Annotated in this window: 14 protein-coding genes and 4 pseudogenes; 3 read left to right on the forward strand and 15 right to left on the reverse strand. The window is 63.1% G+C overall.

Annotation, left to right across the window (positions count from 1 at the left end):
• Positions 1 to 131: 131 nt before the first annotated feature.
• Positions 132 to 657: pseudogene (locus AC0KVN_RS26620) on the forward strand (transposase); the annotation flags it as partial.
• Positions 658 to 692: 35 nt separating this feature from the next.
• Here AC0KVN_RS26620 and AC0KVN_RS26625 read toward each other — a convergent pair.
• The 3 genes from AC0KVN_RS26625 to gmd all read right to left on the reverse strand — a co-directional run bounded on the left by AC0KVN_RS26625 (position 693) and on the right by gmd (position 3,373).
• A complete protein-coding gene (locus AC0KVN_RS26625; protein ID WP_214864951.1) occupies positions 693 to 1,352 on the reverse strand; it encodes an ABC transporter ATP-binding protein in 660 nt (219 codons plus the stop codon).
• Between the two features lie 135 nt (positions 1,353 to 1,487).
• On the reverse strand, positions 1,488 to 2,336 hold the full coding sequence (locus tag AC0KVN_RS26630) for a GDP-mannose 4,6-dehydratase (RefSeq protein WP_483656676.1): 849 nt from the start codon (positions 2,334 to 2,336) through the stop codon (positions 1,488 to 1,490).
• The gene (gene gmd / locus AC0KVN_RS26635) at positions 2,336 to 3,373 is read right to left on the reverse strand and encodes a GDP-mannose 4,6-dehydratase (RefSeq protein ID WP_483656677.1); all 1,038 of its coding nucleotides are present in this window, start codon (positions 3,371 to 3,373) and stop codon (positions 2,336 to 2,338) included. The genes AC0KVN_RS26630 and gmd overlap by 1 nt, the downstream gene beginning before the upstream one ends.
• Positions 3,374 to 3,490: 117 nt before the next feature.
• Here gmd and AC0KVN_RS26640 point away from each other — a divergent pair.
• Both AC0KVN_RS26640 and AC0KVN_RS26645 read left to right on the forward strand, forming a co-directional pair.
• Positions 3,491 to 3,622 (forward strand): annotated as a pseudogene (locus AC0KVN_RS26640) (IS110 family transposase); the annotation flags it as partial.
• A pseudogene (locus AC0KVN_RS26645) lies at positions 3,601 to 3,789 on the forward strand (UDP-glucose 6-dehydrogenase); the annotation flags it as partial. The pseudogenes AC0KVN_RS26640 and AC0KVN_RS26645, both read left to right, overlap by 22 nt.
• A gap of 18 nt (positions 3,790 to 3,807) precedes the next feature.
• Here the strand turns inward: AC0KVN_RS26645 and AC0KVN_RS26650 are convergent.
• The 12 genes and pseudogenes from AC0KVN_RS26650 to AC0KVN_RS26705 all read right to left on the reverse strand — a co-directional run.
• The gene (locus AC0KVN_RS26650) at positions 3,808 to 4,623 is read right to left on the reverse strand and encodes an aminoglycoside phosphotransferase family protein (RefSeq protein ID WP_483656678.1); all 816 of its coding nucleotides are present in this window, start codon (positions 4,621 to 4,623) and stop codon (positions 3,808 to 3,810) included.
• Between the two features lie 12 nt (positions 4,624 to 4,635).
• Positions 4,636 to 4,770 (reverse strand): annotated as a pseudogene (locus tag AC0KVN_RS26655) (hypothetical protein); the annotation flags it as partial.
• 300 nt (positions 4,771 to 5,070) lie between these two features.
• Complete coding sequence (rlxS, locus tag AC0KVN_RS26660) at positions 5,071 to 7,101, reverse strand: relaxase/mobilization nuclease RlxS (RefSeq protein ID WP_483656679.1); 2,031 nt, start codon at positions 7,099 to 7,101, stop codon at positions 5,071 to 5,073.
• A gap of 197 nt (positions 7,102 to 7,298) precedes the next feature.
• A complete protein-coding gene (locus AC0KVN_RS26665; protein ID WP_483656680.1) occupies positions 7,299 to 7,670 on the reverse strand; it encodes a hypothetical protein in 372 nt (123 codons plus the stop codon).
• Positions 7,671 to 7,902: 232 nt separating this feature from the next.
• A complete protein-coding gene (locus AC0KVN_RS26670; protein WP_483656681.1) occupies positions 7,903 to 8,550 on the reverse strand; it encodes a lytic transglycosylase domain-containing protein in 648 nt (215 codons plus the stop codon).
• Positions 8,538 to 9,119: a S26 family signal peptidase gene (locus AC0KVN_RS26675; RefSeq protein WP_483656682.1), complete on the reverse strand. Its 582-nt coding sequence runs from the start codon at positions 9,117 to 9,119 to the stop codon at positions 8,538 to 8,540. The genes AC0KVN_RS26670 and AC0KVN_RS26675 overlap by 13 nt, the downstream gene beginning before the upstream one ends.
• Positions 9,116 to 9,346 carry a DNA-binding protein gene (locus AC0KVN_RS26680; RefSeq protein WP_137405704.1) on the reverse strand — a complete coding sequence of 77 codons (231 nt, stop codon included), beginning with the start codon at positions 9,344 to 9,346 and terminating at the stop codon, positions 9,116 to 9,118. The genes AC0KVN_RS26675 and AC0KVN_RS26680 overlap by 4 nt, the downstream gene beginning before the upstream one ends.
• A 157-nt stretch (positions 9,347 to 9,503) precedes the next feature.
• The gene (locus AC0KVN_RS26685) at positions 9,504 to 9,803 is read right to left on the reverse strand and encodes a DUF736 domain-containing protein (protein WP_017502815.1); all 300 of its coding nucleotides are present in this window, start codon (positions 9,801 to 9,803) and stop codon (positions 9,504 to 9,506) included.
• A 353-nt stretch (positions 9,804 to 10,156) separates the two neighbouring features.
• Positions 10,157 to 10,585 carry a DUF5990 family protein gene (locus AC0KVN_RS26690; RefSeq protein ID WP_483656683.1) on the reverse strand — a complete coding sequence of 143 codons (429 nt, stop codon included), beginning with the start codon at positions 10,583 to 10,585 and terminating at the stop codon, positions 10,157 to 10,159.
• 189 nt (positions 10,586 to 10,774) lie between these two features.
• Positions 10,775 to 12,571, reverse strand: coding sequence for a ParB/RepB/Spo0J family partition protein (locus AC0KVN_RS26695; protein ID WP_483656684.1), 1,797 nt, complete (start codon positions 12,569 to 12,571; stop codon positions 10,775 to 10,777).
• A gap of 108 nt (positions 12,572 to 12,679) precedes the next feature.
• The gene (locus AC0KVN_RS26700; RefSeq protein ID WP_017502563.1) at positions 12,680 to 13,108 is read right to left on the reverse strand and encodes a DUF2958 domain-containing protein; all 429 of its coding nucleotides are present in this window, start codon (positions 13,106 to 13,108) and stop codon (positions 12,680 to 12,682) included.
• Positions 13,105 to 13,397, reverse strand: a 293-nt coding sequence (locus AC0KVN_RS26705; RefSeq protein WP_483656685.1) for a zincin-like metallopeptidase domain-containing protein, incomplete at its 5' end; no start/stop codon positions are given. The genes AC0KVN_RS26705 and AC0KVN_RS26700, both read right to left, overlap by 4 nt.

Consider the following 13,397-nt stretch of genomic DNA (forward strand, 5'->3'; position numbering starts at 1 on the left):
GCACTCCTATATGCCGCTGCTGCCGTCGTCCTCATCAGGCGCATCGCTCGTTACGCATGAGATTCAAGACAGGCTCTATGACACGAGGTAGATCTGAAATGCCGCGATATCCTTGAGGCCAAGCCGATCTGGCGAGCGTCCGCGAGCCTTCATCCAGCGCCAGCGTAATCGACAGTCAGAGCGTAAAAGCCTCGAAAAGCGAGGGGGCGGCTCGCGATCATGTCGCAGGCAAGAAGTTCAACGGGCGCAAGCGCCACATCTTTTCCAATATCACGGGGAATCGTCCAAGCCGTGATCCAAACCGCCGACATTCAGGACCGTGGCGGTGCGCCGCCGGTGCCGGTCGAAATCATCCGGCGCCTCCCCTGGCTTCGCCATGTCTTCGCTGATGGCGGCTAAGCCGGAGAGAAGCTCAAGTGCGCTCTGCACCGCCTTGGCAAATGAACAAGCGAGATCGTCAAGAGGTTCGATACAGTGAAGGGGGTTGCGGTGTTGCCTCGGCGCAGGGGCGTCGAGCAAACGCTAGCGCGGCTGAAACGAAACCGGCGGCTCGCCAAGGATTTCGAACAGAACATCACATTGTCAGCCGCATGGCTCTTAATCGCCTCAATCCAGCTCTTCGCCCGCCGTGTCGCAAGATCAGCAACTCATGACTGATAATTTAAAATCAGACACTAAAATGTCCCCACCGCCTAATGCGCTGCTTGGTTGTGCATGTGAACATCGATGGCTTCATCAATCGAGCTGTAGAAAGTCAATTGACCCTGATGCAGCACCGCGCCGCGCTCGCAATAATTTCGCAATGTATGAGGATCGTGGCTTATCATCAACAACGTGCCGGTTTCGCGGCGATAATGCAAAGCTTCTTCGCATCGCTGCCGGAACCTGTCGTCACCGGCGGCGGTCACCTCATCGACTAAATAACAGTCGAATTCAATCGCCAGCGAAATGCCGAATGCCAGACGCGCCTGCATGCCTGCGGAGTAGCTGTAGATAGGCTGATGAAAATATGGCCCCAGCTGAGCGAAATCCTCAACATAGGCCAGAAGCTGATCGATGTCCTTCTCATATATTCGAGCGATAAACCGCGCATTGTCAGCGCCCGTCAGACTGGACTGGAAGCAGCTCGAATAGCCAATCGGCCAGGAACAGGAAACGCTCCGCTCGATCCGCCCTGAAGTGGGTGACTCGACCCCAGAAATCAGGCGCATCAAGGTTGATTTGCCCGCCCCGTTCGCGCCGCAGATGCCCAGACTGCTTCCGGTGGGAATGTCAAAGGTCAGATCATTAAGGACATCTTTCCTAAACTTCCGAATATGATAGGTTTTTGAAACATTCCTGAAGCTTATCATTGATCGACCATCAATTTGCGGCGCCCATCATAGACGCTGGATATCCGTCGCATAGCGGCGCTGCCAAAACTCAAGACCCATGATTGAGCCAAGCTGAATATATAGACCCGATCCGTCTCAATAGATATCCGCCTTTCAACCGGCCGCCTCATAAAGCCATCGCAGCGTATCGTCGATCGAACGGGGACTCCAGCCAGGCAAGGTCATACGCAAAAGCGTTGCGTCACCGCCCAGCACTTCCACATCGCCTTTGCGCACAAACGCCGGGTTCACTTCGACGTCGATGTGGTGACCGCTCAACGCGGTCAGCTTTTCAATGATATCGCTTATGGAAGAGACATGTCCAGTCGCGATGTTGACGGTCGCCGGTACGGTCGCCGCCATCACCAGACCGGCGTAGGCGTCGGCAACCGAACGCACATCACCAAAGTCGCGGCGCACCCATGTATTGCCAAGCTCAATGACCGGAGCACGGCGCTGGAAATGATCGACGATCTTGGGCACCAGATATTTTGTATCCTGCCCGACACCTGTATAATTGAATGGTCGCGTCACGACGATATCGAGCCGGTCGCCCCAAAGCCGCCCGCCCTGTTCCATCGCATATTTGCTGATCGCATAGTGGTTCGCGGGATTGGGCGCCGCGTCCTCGGCTATCAACCCTTCGGCGTTGGGGCCATAAATCTGGGCGCTCGATGCAATGATACAGCGAGCCCCCCCCTTGTTCCGCGAAACAGCATCGAGGAGATTGAACGTGCCGAGCTGATTGACGGCGTAGAAAGCGGCCCAATCGGAAGTGTGGACGAACGCATGCGCCGCCAGATGAATTAGCCGGTCGAATTCGGTCTCCGCAACGGCGCGATCAACGGCGTCCTTGTCCTGTAAGTCTGCTTTCAGCGCAACCGGGGCCGCCCCCATCTTTGTGAGGGCGGCGGCAACAAAACGACCGGTAAATCCGGTCGCCCCGGTCAGTGCCACACGCATCAGAAGGACCAGCCCGCCGCGTTACGCCGCATATCGGCTTCCACCATCAAGCGGGCGAGTTCTTCCAGTTGAACCGTAGGCGTCCATCCAAGATCCCGTTCCGCCTTCGAAGGATCGCCGATCAGCAAATCGACTTCCGCAGGCCGGTAGAAGGCCGGATTGATGCGGACGCGGGTCTCTCCGCTTTGCGGATCGACGCCGATCTCATTTTCTTCCTTGCCTGACCACTCAAGTGAAATGCCTACCTGAGCAAAGGCGAGTTCGACGAAATGCCGGACCGTTTCGGTCCGGTTGGTGGCCAGCACATAGGTATCGGGCGTGTCATGCTGCAGCATGAGACGCATGCCCTCGACATAATCCTTGGCGTAGCCCCAATCCCGCTTGGCATCGAGGTTGCCCAGTTCAAGCACTTTCGCCTTGCCCTGAGCAATCTTGGCCACGGTGTCGGTGATCTTGCGCGTCACAAACTCGCGGCCACGCAATGGCGACTCATGATTGAACAGGATACCGCTAGTGGCAAAAATATCGAAGCTTTCGCGGTAATTGACCGTCAGCCAATGCGCGTAAAGTTTGGCCACACCATAGGGACTACGTGGATAGAAAGGCGTGTCTTCGGTCTGTGGAATCGCTTGGACTTTTCCGAACATTTCCGACGTCGATGCCTGATAGAAGCGGATATCCTTGTTTATCGTACGGATTGCTTCAAGCAGATAGGCCGCGCCCAAACCGGTAATATGGCCGGTCGTGATAGGCTGATCGAACGACACCCCGACAAAGCTTTGTGCGGCAAGATTGTAAATTTCTGTCGCTTCCGAGGTTTCAATCAGCCGAATGGCCGATCCCATATCGGTAAGGTCATATTCGACAAGCTTGAGTTGCGGATGATTGGTGACCCCAAGTTCGTCGATCCGCCAGAAATTGACCGAACTGGTCCGGCGATAGGTTCCATAAACTGTGTAGCCCCGGTTAAGGAGGTTTTCGGCCAAATAAGCGCCGTCCTGGCCGCTGATCCCGGTAACTATAGCTTTTTTCGACATATACTCGTCCCTGTTGGCTCGCTTCGGCCATAAGACTATTCGGCCGCTATGGCCAGAGGGCAAGTGAACCCGAGCCGTCTGTTTCTTTTGAGGAACAACCGGAGGATCTGCCCCTGCATTGCCAAGCTGCGGGGGATGGCAAAGGCCCGCGTCGCTGCCGCCCGCAAGCTCGCGGTGATTCTGCATCGCACGTGGAGCGATCAGACCGAGTTTCGCCGAGGTAAGGTTCCAAGGGCATCGAAGTCCTGATATACGAACGGGTGATGCAGGAAGAAGCATTTTTCGGTCCGCGCGTCGTGCGCGATCTGGCAGCGTTCAAGCAGGAATGTGACATCATCATCGCCAACCGCATGACGGACGATGTTGCGGATGTAGCGGGCAAGGTCTTTACCCGCGATCTTTTTGAATCGAATTGATCCCGTTTCCTTTGCGGTTCAGGCGATACTGCCTATCCCGCTGCCACGCAGCGCCCTTTCCAGATAGCGCCTGAAAGCCCGCGTCCGACCGGTGGCATCGCGCGCCCGCAGCCAGGCCAGCGCTACGACAGGCCGCCACGCATCGATATCGCTGGCGGTGACGCCGGATGATGCCGTATGGCTTCTGCGCAACTGCCGCGCGGCCCAGTCGCGCCACAGGTTCGTCACCCAGTCGCACGGCCCGATGCCAAAGCGCATCAGCATTTCGGATCGTACCGCATCGGCCGCCGGATGCCCCGCCGCCGCCTTCGACCAGTCGATCACCATCATCCCCTGGGGCGTCATCATGACATTGCCCAAATGGAAATCGCCATGGGTAAGCGCGTCGCCATCTGGCAAGGTCTCCAGATAGGCGATGGCGGCGCTTTGCAGCGCGTTGGGCGCAGGCCCATAGGCAATATCAGTCGCCAGCACTTGCTTCAGCAACCGCAACGCCCCGCCTTTTGCCCGGTGCATAGCGGCATGAACTTCACCCATCTGGTTCAGCGCCCACCCTGCCCGCACCGGATTGCGGCGGATCCAGTCCATAACCGTTACGCCCTCAAGCCGCGGATAGACGATTCCCCGCCGTCCGTTATGATTATACTGCCCGATCGCCGCAGCCGTCGGCACGCCGCATGATGCGGCATGGACAGACGCATCGGCCTCGCGTGCGATCATCTCGTCCGACACGCTGCCTCGGAACAGCTTGAGCGCCTGCCCCCCGCCAATGTCGAACAATTCCGCGCTCGCGCCGCTAGCGATGAATGTATAGGGGACCGATGGCTCGTTCATCAGGGTCTTTTATCAGACCCTGGGGCCATGGTCATGCCGTGGATGGCAATCCTCCCAACGGATGATATCATCCTCTCCGATATGGGGCCCGGCCTGTACCCGGATGGAGACCATTAGAATACGGTCCAATTTCTCGATCCGGTGCGTTGCGCCAACCGGATTTAGGTGGACAGGTTATCCGCCAGAGCCAAAATGGCGCAATTCAGCGTGACCCTGGCGGTGACTTTCACGACGATCCGATGTTCGGACCGATGAGCCATAATGCTAACTTCGCCCATGGATGCCTTCTCCTCTGCTGTGACTTTCGGAAACATACATTGGCACATCCGATGCCGGCAGGAGGGGGGATCCACTCCATCACTTCTCAGTGGAAATCAACAGCCCGGCAGTGGGATTTTGAAATGAGGGCTGTCGATAGGATCGGGAATGGGCAATGTACCAGCATCTTCATGAGATCACCGGCCCAGATCGGCCACGCCCAAACTGCCAGCTGATCCCATCTGACCGCATGATGCCGGATGCCGCCTTACCGATGTTGCGCTCAAGCACGTCGCGCCACGGCACCAACGTGAAGTCCCGCGATCGCTCGACAACAACCAAACTCCCACTTTCCAGATCGACTCGACGTGCGATCTTTCCCTCGACCCGCTCGCCGATCCGCGCGGGTTTGAACCGTTTCCCGATTTCGTCGCCGATCCGCTCGCCGGCGTGCTGCAATTCACGTCTCCGCAGTTTGACCAGCGCGCCGCCCCGGTAGCGAAACCCGGGCTGCTCGTCGTCCGCCAGTTGCTGCTCGACCAGCCACTGCCGCCGCGCCGCGAGCGCGGTCCGTACCTCCCGCCCATATCCCACGTCGCGCACTGCGCCATGACCACCTTCGGCAAGCGCGCGATCAAGCCAGGTCGGCGCTTCCTTCCCTGCCAATTCGTCGACCGGGGACCGCGACAGCAGTTCCAGCGTGACTGGCCGGTCGCGCTGCTGGGCTCTCGCATAGGCATCGGCGCGCGCAAGATGATCGACGGTTATCGTCCAGCTTCCATCAGCGAGGCGCTCGGGTCCGGTGCCCGCGCGCCGCATCGCCTCGAGCCGCCGGACATGGCTGGTTGCGAACGCCTCGCTGGCACCCGGATCGTGCGCCAGGTGCAGGTCGATCGAGTAGCGCCCGCCATTGGCGCGGGCGACCGCATCGACGGTGCGATCAGCCTGGGTCGCCTCGATCCGCGACGGCGCGACCCGTATCGTCGATCCTTCGGGAACCGATGGCGTGGCATCGCCCCGGCCTATATCGACATAATGGACCCGGCCATCGATCCCGTCGACCATCAGGTAATGCCGGTCGCGATGCTCATCGGAAAAGCCACGCTGGATCACCCGTCCGACGATCGGTTCTCGCAGGTCATTTGACACGACCTGCTCGACGCCGGCACGGTCAAACCTGCGGGCGGTCAGTTCTCGCTGCATGAGGCGGACGATGTCGCCCCGCTCACCCATCCGGCGAAGCGTTTCATCCAGCCCCTCGGCCAGCCTGTAGCGCCCGCCACCTACATCGTCGGCCAGGCCCATCGCCTTGAGCTTGCGCAGCCGTCCCGCCGCGACCGACTGCTGGAAGGGATCGTTGTCGGCCGGCGACACCGTTCGGTCGACGTCCATGCGGCGGACCAGCCGGCGGTCGATCGACGTCAGCCGTTCCCGGTCGACATCGTGGCGCAGGCGCGCCTCGATCTCACGGTCGGTACGAGGGCCGAGATCGAGCGTCACAAGCTCTGAGGCGCGTTCGCGAAATCCGTGCGAAATATACTCCCGCGCGATAACCAGATTGTCGCCCTGGTCATCGACCCCGCGCAGCACGATATGGGTATGCGGACGCTCGGTGTTGAAGTGGTCGACCGCGACCCAGTCCAGCTTCGTGCCGAGGTCCTGCTCGACCTGGGTCATCAGTCGCCGGACATAGGGCTTGAGGTCGGGATATTCCGCGCCGTCCTCGGCCGATACGATGAAGCGAAACTGATGGCGATCGCCGGCGGTCCGCTTCAGGAAATCACCGCCATCTGCACGGTCGGTTTCGGGACCGTAGAGTTCGCCCGGCAAGCCCTCGCGGGTCACCCCGTCGCGCTGGATGTAGCGCATGTGCGCGCGGGCGGCCTGGCCGCCCTTGCCAGCCAGGCGGATCAGGCTCGCCTTCACCACGGCACGGCGCCCGCGAAAACCCGCGAGCCGGTCGCGGCTCGACAGCAATCGCCCCATGCTCGCGCCGCGCCCTATCCGACTGCCGTCGAACCGCCGCGAGCGCTGTCCGCCTTTGGCCCCGGTCTTGATGCCCGCGAGACGCGAGGCGGCAAGGATGCGTCCGCCATATTTGACGACCTTCTTGCCATCCTTGCCGCCCTGGCTGCCGAGCCTGGGGGTGAAATCGTCGTCAGGCATTACAACATGCCCCAGTCTCGCGATTTCGGGGAGAAGATGGCTGATTTCCGCCATTCTTGCCCTTACTGTCTCGCGGTAGCGATTGCCTGTCTCGTGAAAAAAGGATGTGCAGACAAGGGCTTGGCAGGGGTCGCGAGACACTGCCTTTATCTTGTTTCCCCTTCATCCCTTTTCCCTTCTCCTTCCGCCTCAAAAAAGGGGGAGAGACGCCGCCGAACCGACGCCGCCTCTCCAGCCGAACTGTCTGTCGGTCAGTGCCCGTGGAGCATCCCATCGCGCGCCTCCGTTCGATCCAGGGCGACACGGCACCCGGTCATGCCATGGGCATTCCCCTCGCCATCCACGAGCATGATGGCAGTGAACCACTCCCCGTCGAGGCACCCACAGATGGCGACCCGGTACAGTTCCAATCCTGCGTCATCGTGGGCCTCATAGGCGCCCAGCCAGCGCTCCCCGCTCCGTGCATCCCACCGAAAATCCACCTCCTCGGCCTCCAGGAAATGACGCGCCAGGCCTTCCGCCGCGCCGCGCCCGAACTCCCGCTCCAGCCCTGCGACCAGCGCCGACACGACCTTGTCATTGCATCCGGGAAACGCCGTTTCGATGTGCTGAACCATGCCCATGATGACCTCCTTCGCTGTCGTTCCCATCATCGAGAACGGCGTTTCGAGGACGGCTGGCGCAGCGGCTGTCAGGGCCGATGAGCGAAGCGAAGAGCCGCGAAGCGGACGCGGGGGGAACCGATTTGCGCAGCAAATCGGGGGGTACCCGCGGGCCTTGAGAGCCGCTGCGCCAGCCGTCACACTGGGTCTCTCGAGACGAGCTTCCTCCCTCTCGCGGGCACGCGACCTCACGTCATTGCTCCTGCGACAGGGCGACAAAGAGTGACCCCTTGGGCTGCGCATCGAGTCTATCGGAAGGCGGCGATGCCGGTATCTTTCGGACGGCGAAGAGTCCCTCCACCGGCCGCGCCGTTGCGGGCACCCGGTCGCTTTCCTGTGTGTCCGGTGCGACGCTGGCGAGATAGCCGATGGTCTCGCGCGGAAGGCCAGCGCGACCTGCCAGATAATCGGCATAGCGCGCTGGCCCCGCATTATAGGCCGCGAAGAGCCCCGGATAACCGAAGCGGTCGTACATCAGGCGGAGGTAGAAGGTGCCTGCGAGGATATTGTCGCGCGGGTCGTCCGGATCGACGCCAAGGTTGAGCCGCGCGCGCATGTCCGACCATGTCCCGGGCATGACCTGCATCAGTCCGATGGCCCCTGCCGACGATCGGATCGGACGTCCGCCCTGGACGGTGCGGCCCCGGCTCTCGGCCTGCATCACGCGCTCGATCCAGGCGACCGGCACCCCGAAGCGCCGTGATGCCTCGCGGATGTAGGGCCGCCATGTGGCCACCGTCGATGCAGGCTGCCCGGCCGATGACGGACCAGTGGACTGGGCCGATATCGGCACCGGCGCGGCGAATGCGAGGGCGGCGAGTGTCCACTTCAGCGGCGCCATAGCAGCTGCGCCTTGCCGATGAGATCGGTGCCTTCGCTCACCCCGACATAGCGCCCGTCGAATGAATCGGCACTGTCCATCAGCAGGAAAAGTTGCCGCCGCCGGAGCATGCGACAGCCCTGCCAGGATGGCATGACCCGCCCCATGGCATCGAATTTCTTGCGCCTTGCTACCGGCCGTCCATTGACGAAGACTTGGTCGCCGAGCGCGCAGACCTCGTCGCCAGCCTCGGCCGCGACACGCTTCACGAGGGGGACGTTGCGGGGGAGATAGCGCCGGGCCGCAGCGAGTAACCGGAAGGGTTCGGGCAGGCGCGCCACCACCATGTCGCCTGTCATGACGGGCGCACCGGGACTGACCCAGTAGAGCCCGATCGGGGCGCTCGCACTGGCATTCCAGAGCAGGCGCGGTGTCGGCGGAAGGATCGCCGCGCCGAGTACCAGACCCGCGCCCAGCCCGACGAGGAAGAAGCGCCAGCGGCGGCGGCGCTGCACTTCCTTGCGCAGGCGAAGCGCCTCGCCCCAGGCGAGCAGCGGCGCGTCCTTGAAGCGACTGCGACGGCCGCTCATTTGGAAAGTCCCCGCGCACTATGTTCGCGCGACCAGGCATCGAGATCGTCGATATGATATTGAACGTAGCGGCAATGCCGGCGGAACACCGGCCCCGTGCCAAGGCGTCGCATCCGCCGGAGCAGCAGCCCGGAAATCTTGAGATAGGCCGCCGCCTGCTCGGTATTAAGGAAGGGCGAGCCGCGCTTGGCGCGGGTCGCCCGGGCGATCTGGTCGTCGTCGTCCATGATGAGCCATCCTTTCGATAGAGCGACCCATGGCGATGGGTTCGCGATATCGAGGATGGCGGGCGGGATACCGGGCCGGGAGTGTCGGAACCGGCAACGGCGTTTTCGACACAGCATGAATGCCCCCGCGTCGGGTTCGGCGCGGGGGTCGTGGACTTCAGCGGGACCAGATGAGCTTGTGCTCGTCCTTGTCGCCCAGGGTCAGCGTCGCGTAGATCGGCGCGGGAAGCGATGGATCGTCGAGCTTGAGGCTGAGATATTCGGCGCCGGTCTCGCGGGCGGTCTTGGTCCAGCCGGCCCCGAACTCGACGCCGCCGGCACTCACGCGGTGGTCCGGGGCCTTGTCGTGGTCGCGCTCGACCGGCCGGATGGTGGCCTTGACGCGAAGCGTGAGGGTGCGGATTTCCCCGTTGTAGATGCCGTCCTCGTTGCGGGTGAAGCTGCCGATCTGTGCCATGATATGTCTCCTTCTATAGCCCGAGTGCCGCCCGATGCGGCCTCGATGGCGGTCGATCGGGCGGCGTCGCGCTGCCGTGCACCGGGACGGCCGCCGCGGGAGCGAAGGACGGCGAAGCGCCTGTTTCTTGGTTGCGCGAGGAGCCCGCCAAGGCGGGGAAGAAACTGGCGCGAAGCCGTTGCTCGGACAAGGCGCGCACGCCGCCAGACCAGCCTTCAAGAGAGGCCAGGGGCGGCACGAGTCATCGGAAAAAGGAGACCCTTGCTGGCACGATCCAGGTCCGAACCACGTGCAGGATGAGGCCATCGGGGAATTCGCCCTATCGCTTCGCCCGCTGCCAGCCTTTCCGCGTCCTAGCGCTCGACAAGTTCCCGGCGCAGCGTGGGGACCGTGGCGCAGGCGGGGCTGCCATCCCTGGCGGTGCCGCAAATGGTGGTGACGATGATCCCGCCTCCCGCCGCGCGCGCCAGCAGCGCCGGGTCGATATCATGGATGTCGACCTTCATCCGGCGGGACCAGGGCGAGGCATGATCGCCCGCCGCCTGACCCACGCTCACATAGACGAAACGGCGCGAGGGACCTTCGCGGCAAACCTGGTCACCGAAGAATTTGGAACCCGTCCCGACCCGCACGGCGAAGTCGAAGGCGAGCGGTTCGCCATCGCCGGACCTTTGCGGATCAAGCGGGGTACCGTCCCTGGATTGAAGGCTGTGCCACACGCCGGGCACCGGCCGGTCGATGATGATCCGCATCGCGATTTCCGCCGTGTCCGCGCGCTTCATCACCGCTCTCCCTGTTCGCGCGCGTTCCGCCCCCGAAATCCGCGCAGCCGTCATAATGCGCCATGCGAGCCTGTACCGGCATGGATGGAGACGAAACAAAGCCGCGCGGCCGAGCCCATCGGGCGAGGCCGCGCGGCGCGATTTTCCAGCATGTGGCGGGCGGGCGCGATCGCTCCCGCCCGCCTTCGTTCATGCCGCCCGGGGCAACGGCGTCTCCCTCCCTTCCTCTGCTTCCGCCGGGCAATCCCCAGCGCTCATTTGGCGCGCGGCGACGACCTTGGCATGGGCGGCGACCGTGCCGACGCCACCTCTCTGCGTGTAGGCAGAGGGCGGGAACTGCATCCAGCGCGGCACCCAGCGCTCGACCTTGTCCCGGCCTTCCGCGCCGTCGAGATGATCGGCGATGATCCGCTTCAGGGTCTTCGCCTTCTCGCCCGCATTGGCGCTTGCGACGGTTTCACCGGCCACTTCCGCCGTCATCCGGCCCAGCAGTTCGCGGTCGCGCAGCAGGGAAAAGAGCGCTTCGTCGGCCTGCCACCAGTCGGCCATGGCGATCCCGACCTCCTCGCCGACCGCCTCGACCGCTGCCGAACCTGCCGCCAATGTCTCGCCGATGACGACGGCAAGGACGCGCATCACCACCTCGTCAGGCAGCGCGACAAGACGCAGGAACAGCCCCGCCACGCCATAGTCATCGCCATTGCCGCCCGTAACGCAGGGCTCTTCGGCGGCAAAGCCAAGCGTATCCAGCACCACGCGCCGTTCCGCGTCGAAGACCGCCTCGCCCCGACTTGTCTCGATGCTCTCGCGCACCTCGTCGTTGCGCGTCGCCTGCGGTTCGGGACGGACGGTCCATAGAGTCGAGCCGACGATGGCGTGCGCCACCATGAGCCGGAGGGCAAGCGCGGGGCGACCGATCAGCGCAGCGCGAACGGCTGCATGACGGTGCAGGTCGACATAGGTCTGGAGCGTGGATGTCAGTTCGCCCCGCTGGACCTTGGGCGGCGCGGCGGCTTCGCCGCGCTCGATCCGGCGGGCCTCTGCGCGGGTGACATAGCCCTCATGGAAGGTCACTTCGCCGGAGCCGCGCACATCGACATAGACGCGCCCGCCCTTCCGCTTCGCGGCCTTTTCATATTCCCACGAATGGAAATGCTCGGCAGGCGGGACGATGACCACATCGGCCCAGCCCTCTGCGAGATAGGCTGCGCGCGATGCCTCGATCGCCGCATTCTGTGCCGTCCAGAAGGCGTCGGGATCGGCGAAATAACGATCCTCGCCGAAGAGATCGGCCACCATCGCCCCGCTGAAACCATCGATGTCGAAGAGGGCGAAGCGGGCCGGGATCGACTGCCCGCCAAAGAGCCATGCCTTCAACTGATGGCCGGTGGGGACATAGGCGTCGGGGTCGTCGAACAGGGCCAGCCAGGCCTTTTGCTGGCTCTTGCTCGCCAGTGTCAGGTGCCGGACGGTGACACGGTCGATCCGTTCGGCGCGATAGAGTTCGCGGATGCGCGGCAGCAGGTTGCCGAGCGCAAGGACGCGCCGGATGGAGAGTTCGGGCAGGCCGAAGGTCATGGCGATCTCCTCGACCCCTCGCCCTTCCCGCACCAGCCGGGTGAAGCTCTCCCACTGGCGCACTTCGTCGGCGTCAAGCCGGGCCATGTTCTCGATCATCGAGGCCTCGATGGCGGCGGCATCGTCGCCATCCTCCATGATCGTGCAAGGCAGGAGCAGCGCGTCGGGATCGATATCGCCCGCGTCCCGCCGTTCGTCGGCGACGATGCGGCTTGCGTGGAAGCGGCGGCTTCCAGCGATGATGCCGAAGCGGCCTTCGGTATCGGGGGGACGGACGAGAAGCGACTGTATGACGCCGCGCGCGCGGATGGTCGGGAGGATGTCGGCGACGTCCGGCGCCTTGCGGCCAAAGCGCATGTTGGTCTTGTCGACATAGAGCCTGTCGAGCGGGATATGGTCGAGTTTCATGGGTCATTTGCCTTTCGTCAAAAGGTGCTGGTCGCGCTGTTTGCGATGCTCAGGACGTGACCGGCACTGAGGGTGGCGGCATGACGCGCCGCCTTGCGTCATCCGCCGTCAGGACGGTGGAAGATCAGGGTCCGCAACCGTCTCGCCCGAATCCGGGCCATGGCGGCGGAGCATCGCCTGCGCCCAGAGGATCGAGCCGGACCGGCGCGACCATGTGGCCCAGACGGAAAGCGGATGAGCCGTCTCGAAAGCGAGATCGCGCTCGATGGCCATGCCATAAGGCAGCGGGATGGCAGCGATTTCCGAGAGGCTGAACGCGCCGAGTTCCGGGCAACCGAAGCCAAGATCGACAACGCCGAAAAGCGTATCGCCATCCTCGGCGAGTTCGCTCGCCAGCCATGTCGACGCGCCCAGCGGGTTGAACAGCTTGAGAAGGGGCACGAAGTCCGGTTCGGCAAGGCCGCCGCGCAGGGCGATGCCATGGCGAATGGCGTTCGCGCGCAGTGCCTTGCGCAGGTCATCGGGAAGCAGGATCATGCTGCGATCCTTTCCTCGGCGCGGGCGCTCTCGACCTCGCGATGGCGGGACAGCAACCAGTCGGCGGCCTTGGAGGCAGCGCTGGCGGCGCGAAAGATGGCGCGGTTGTCCTCGCGCAGGACATCGAGCCACGCGCCGAGATAATCGGCGTGACGAACGGTCGGGACGATGCCGAGCGCGGCGCACAGGAAGGCCGAGCCCATTTCGGCGACATATCCTGACAGTCCAGCCCTAATCTGACTTCCACCGCCAATTTTCCGGACGCGCGTCATGCCGCCAACTCCTCGGG

Source organism: Sphingobium sp. SG1, assembly GCF_057063145.1.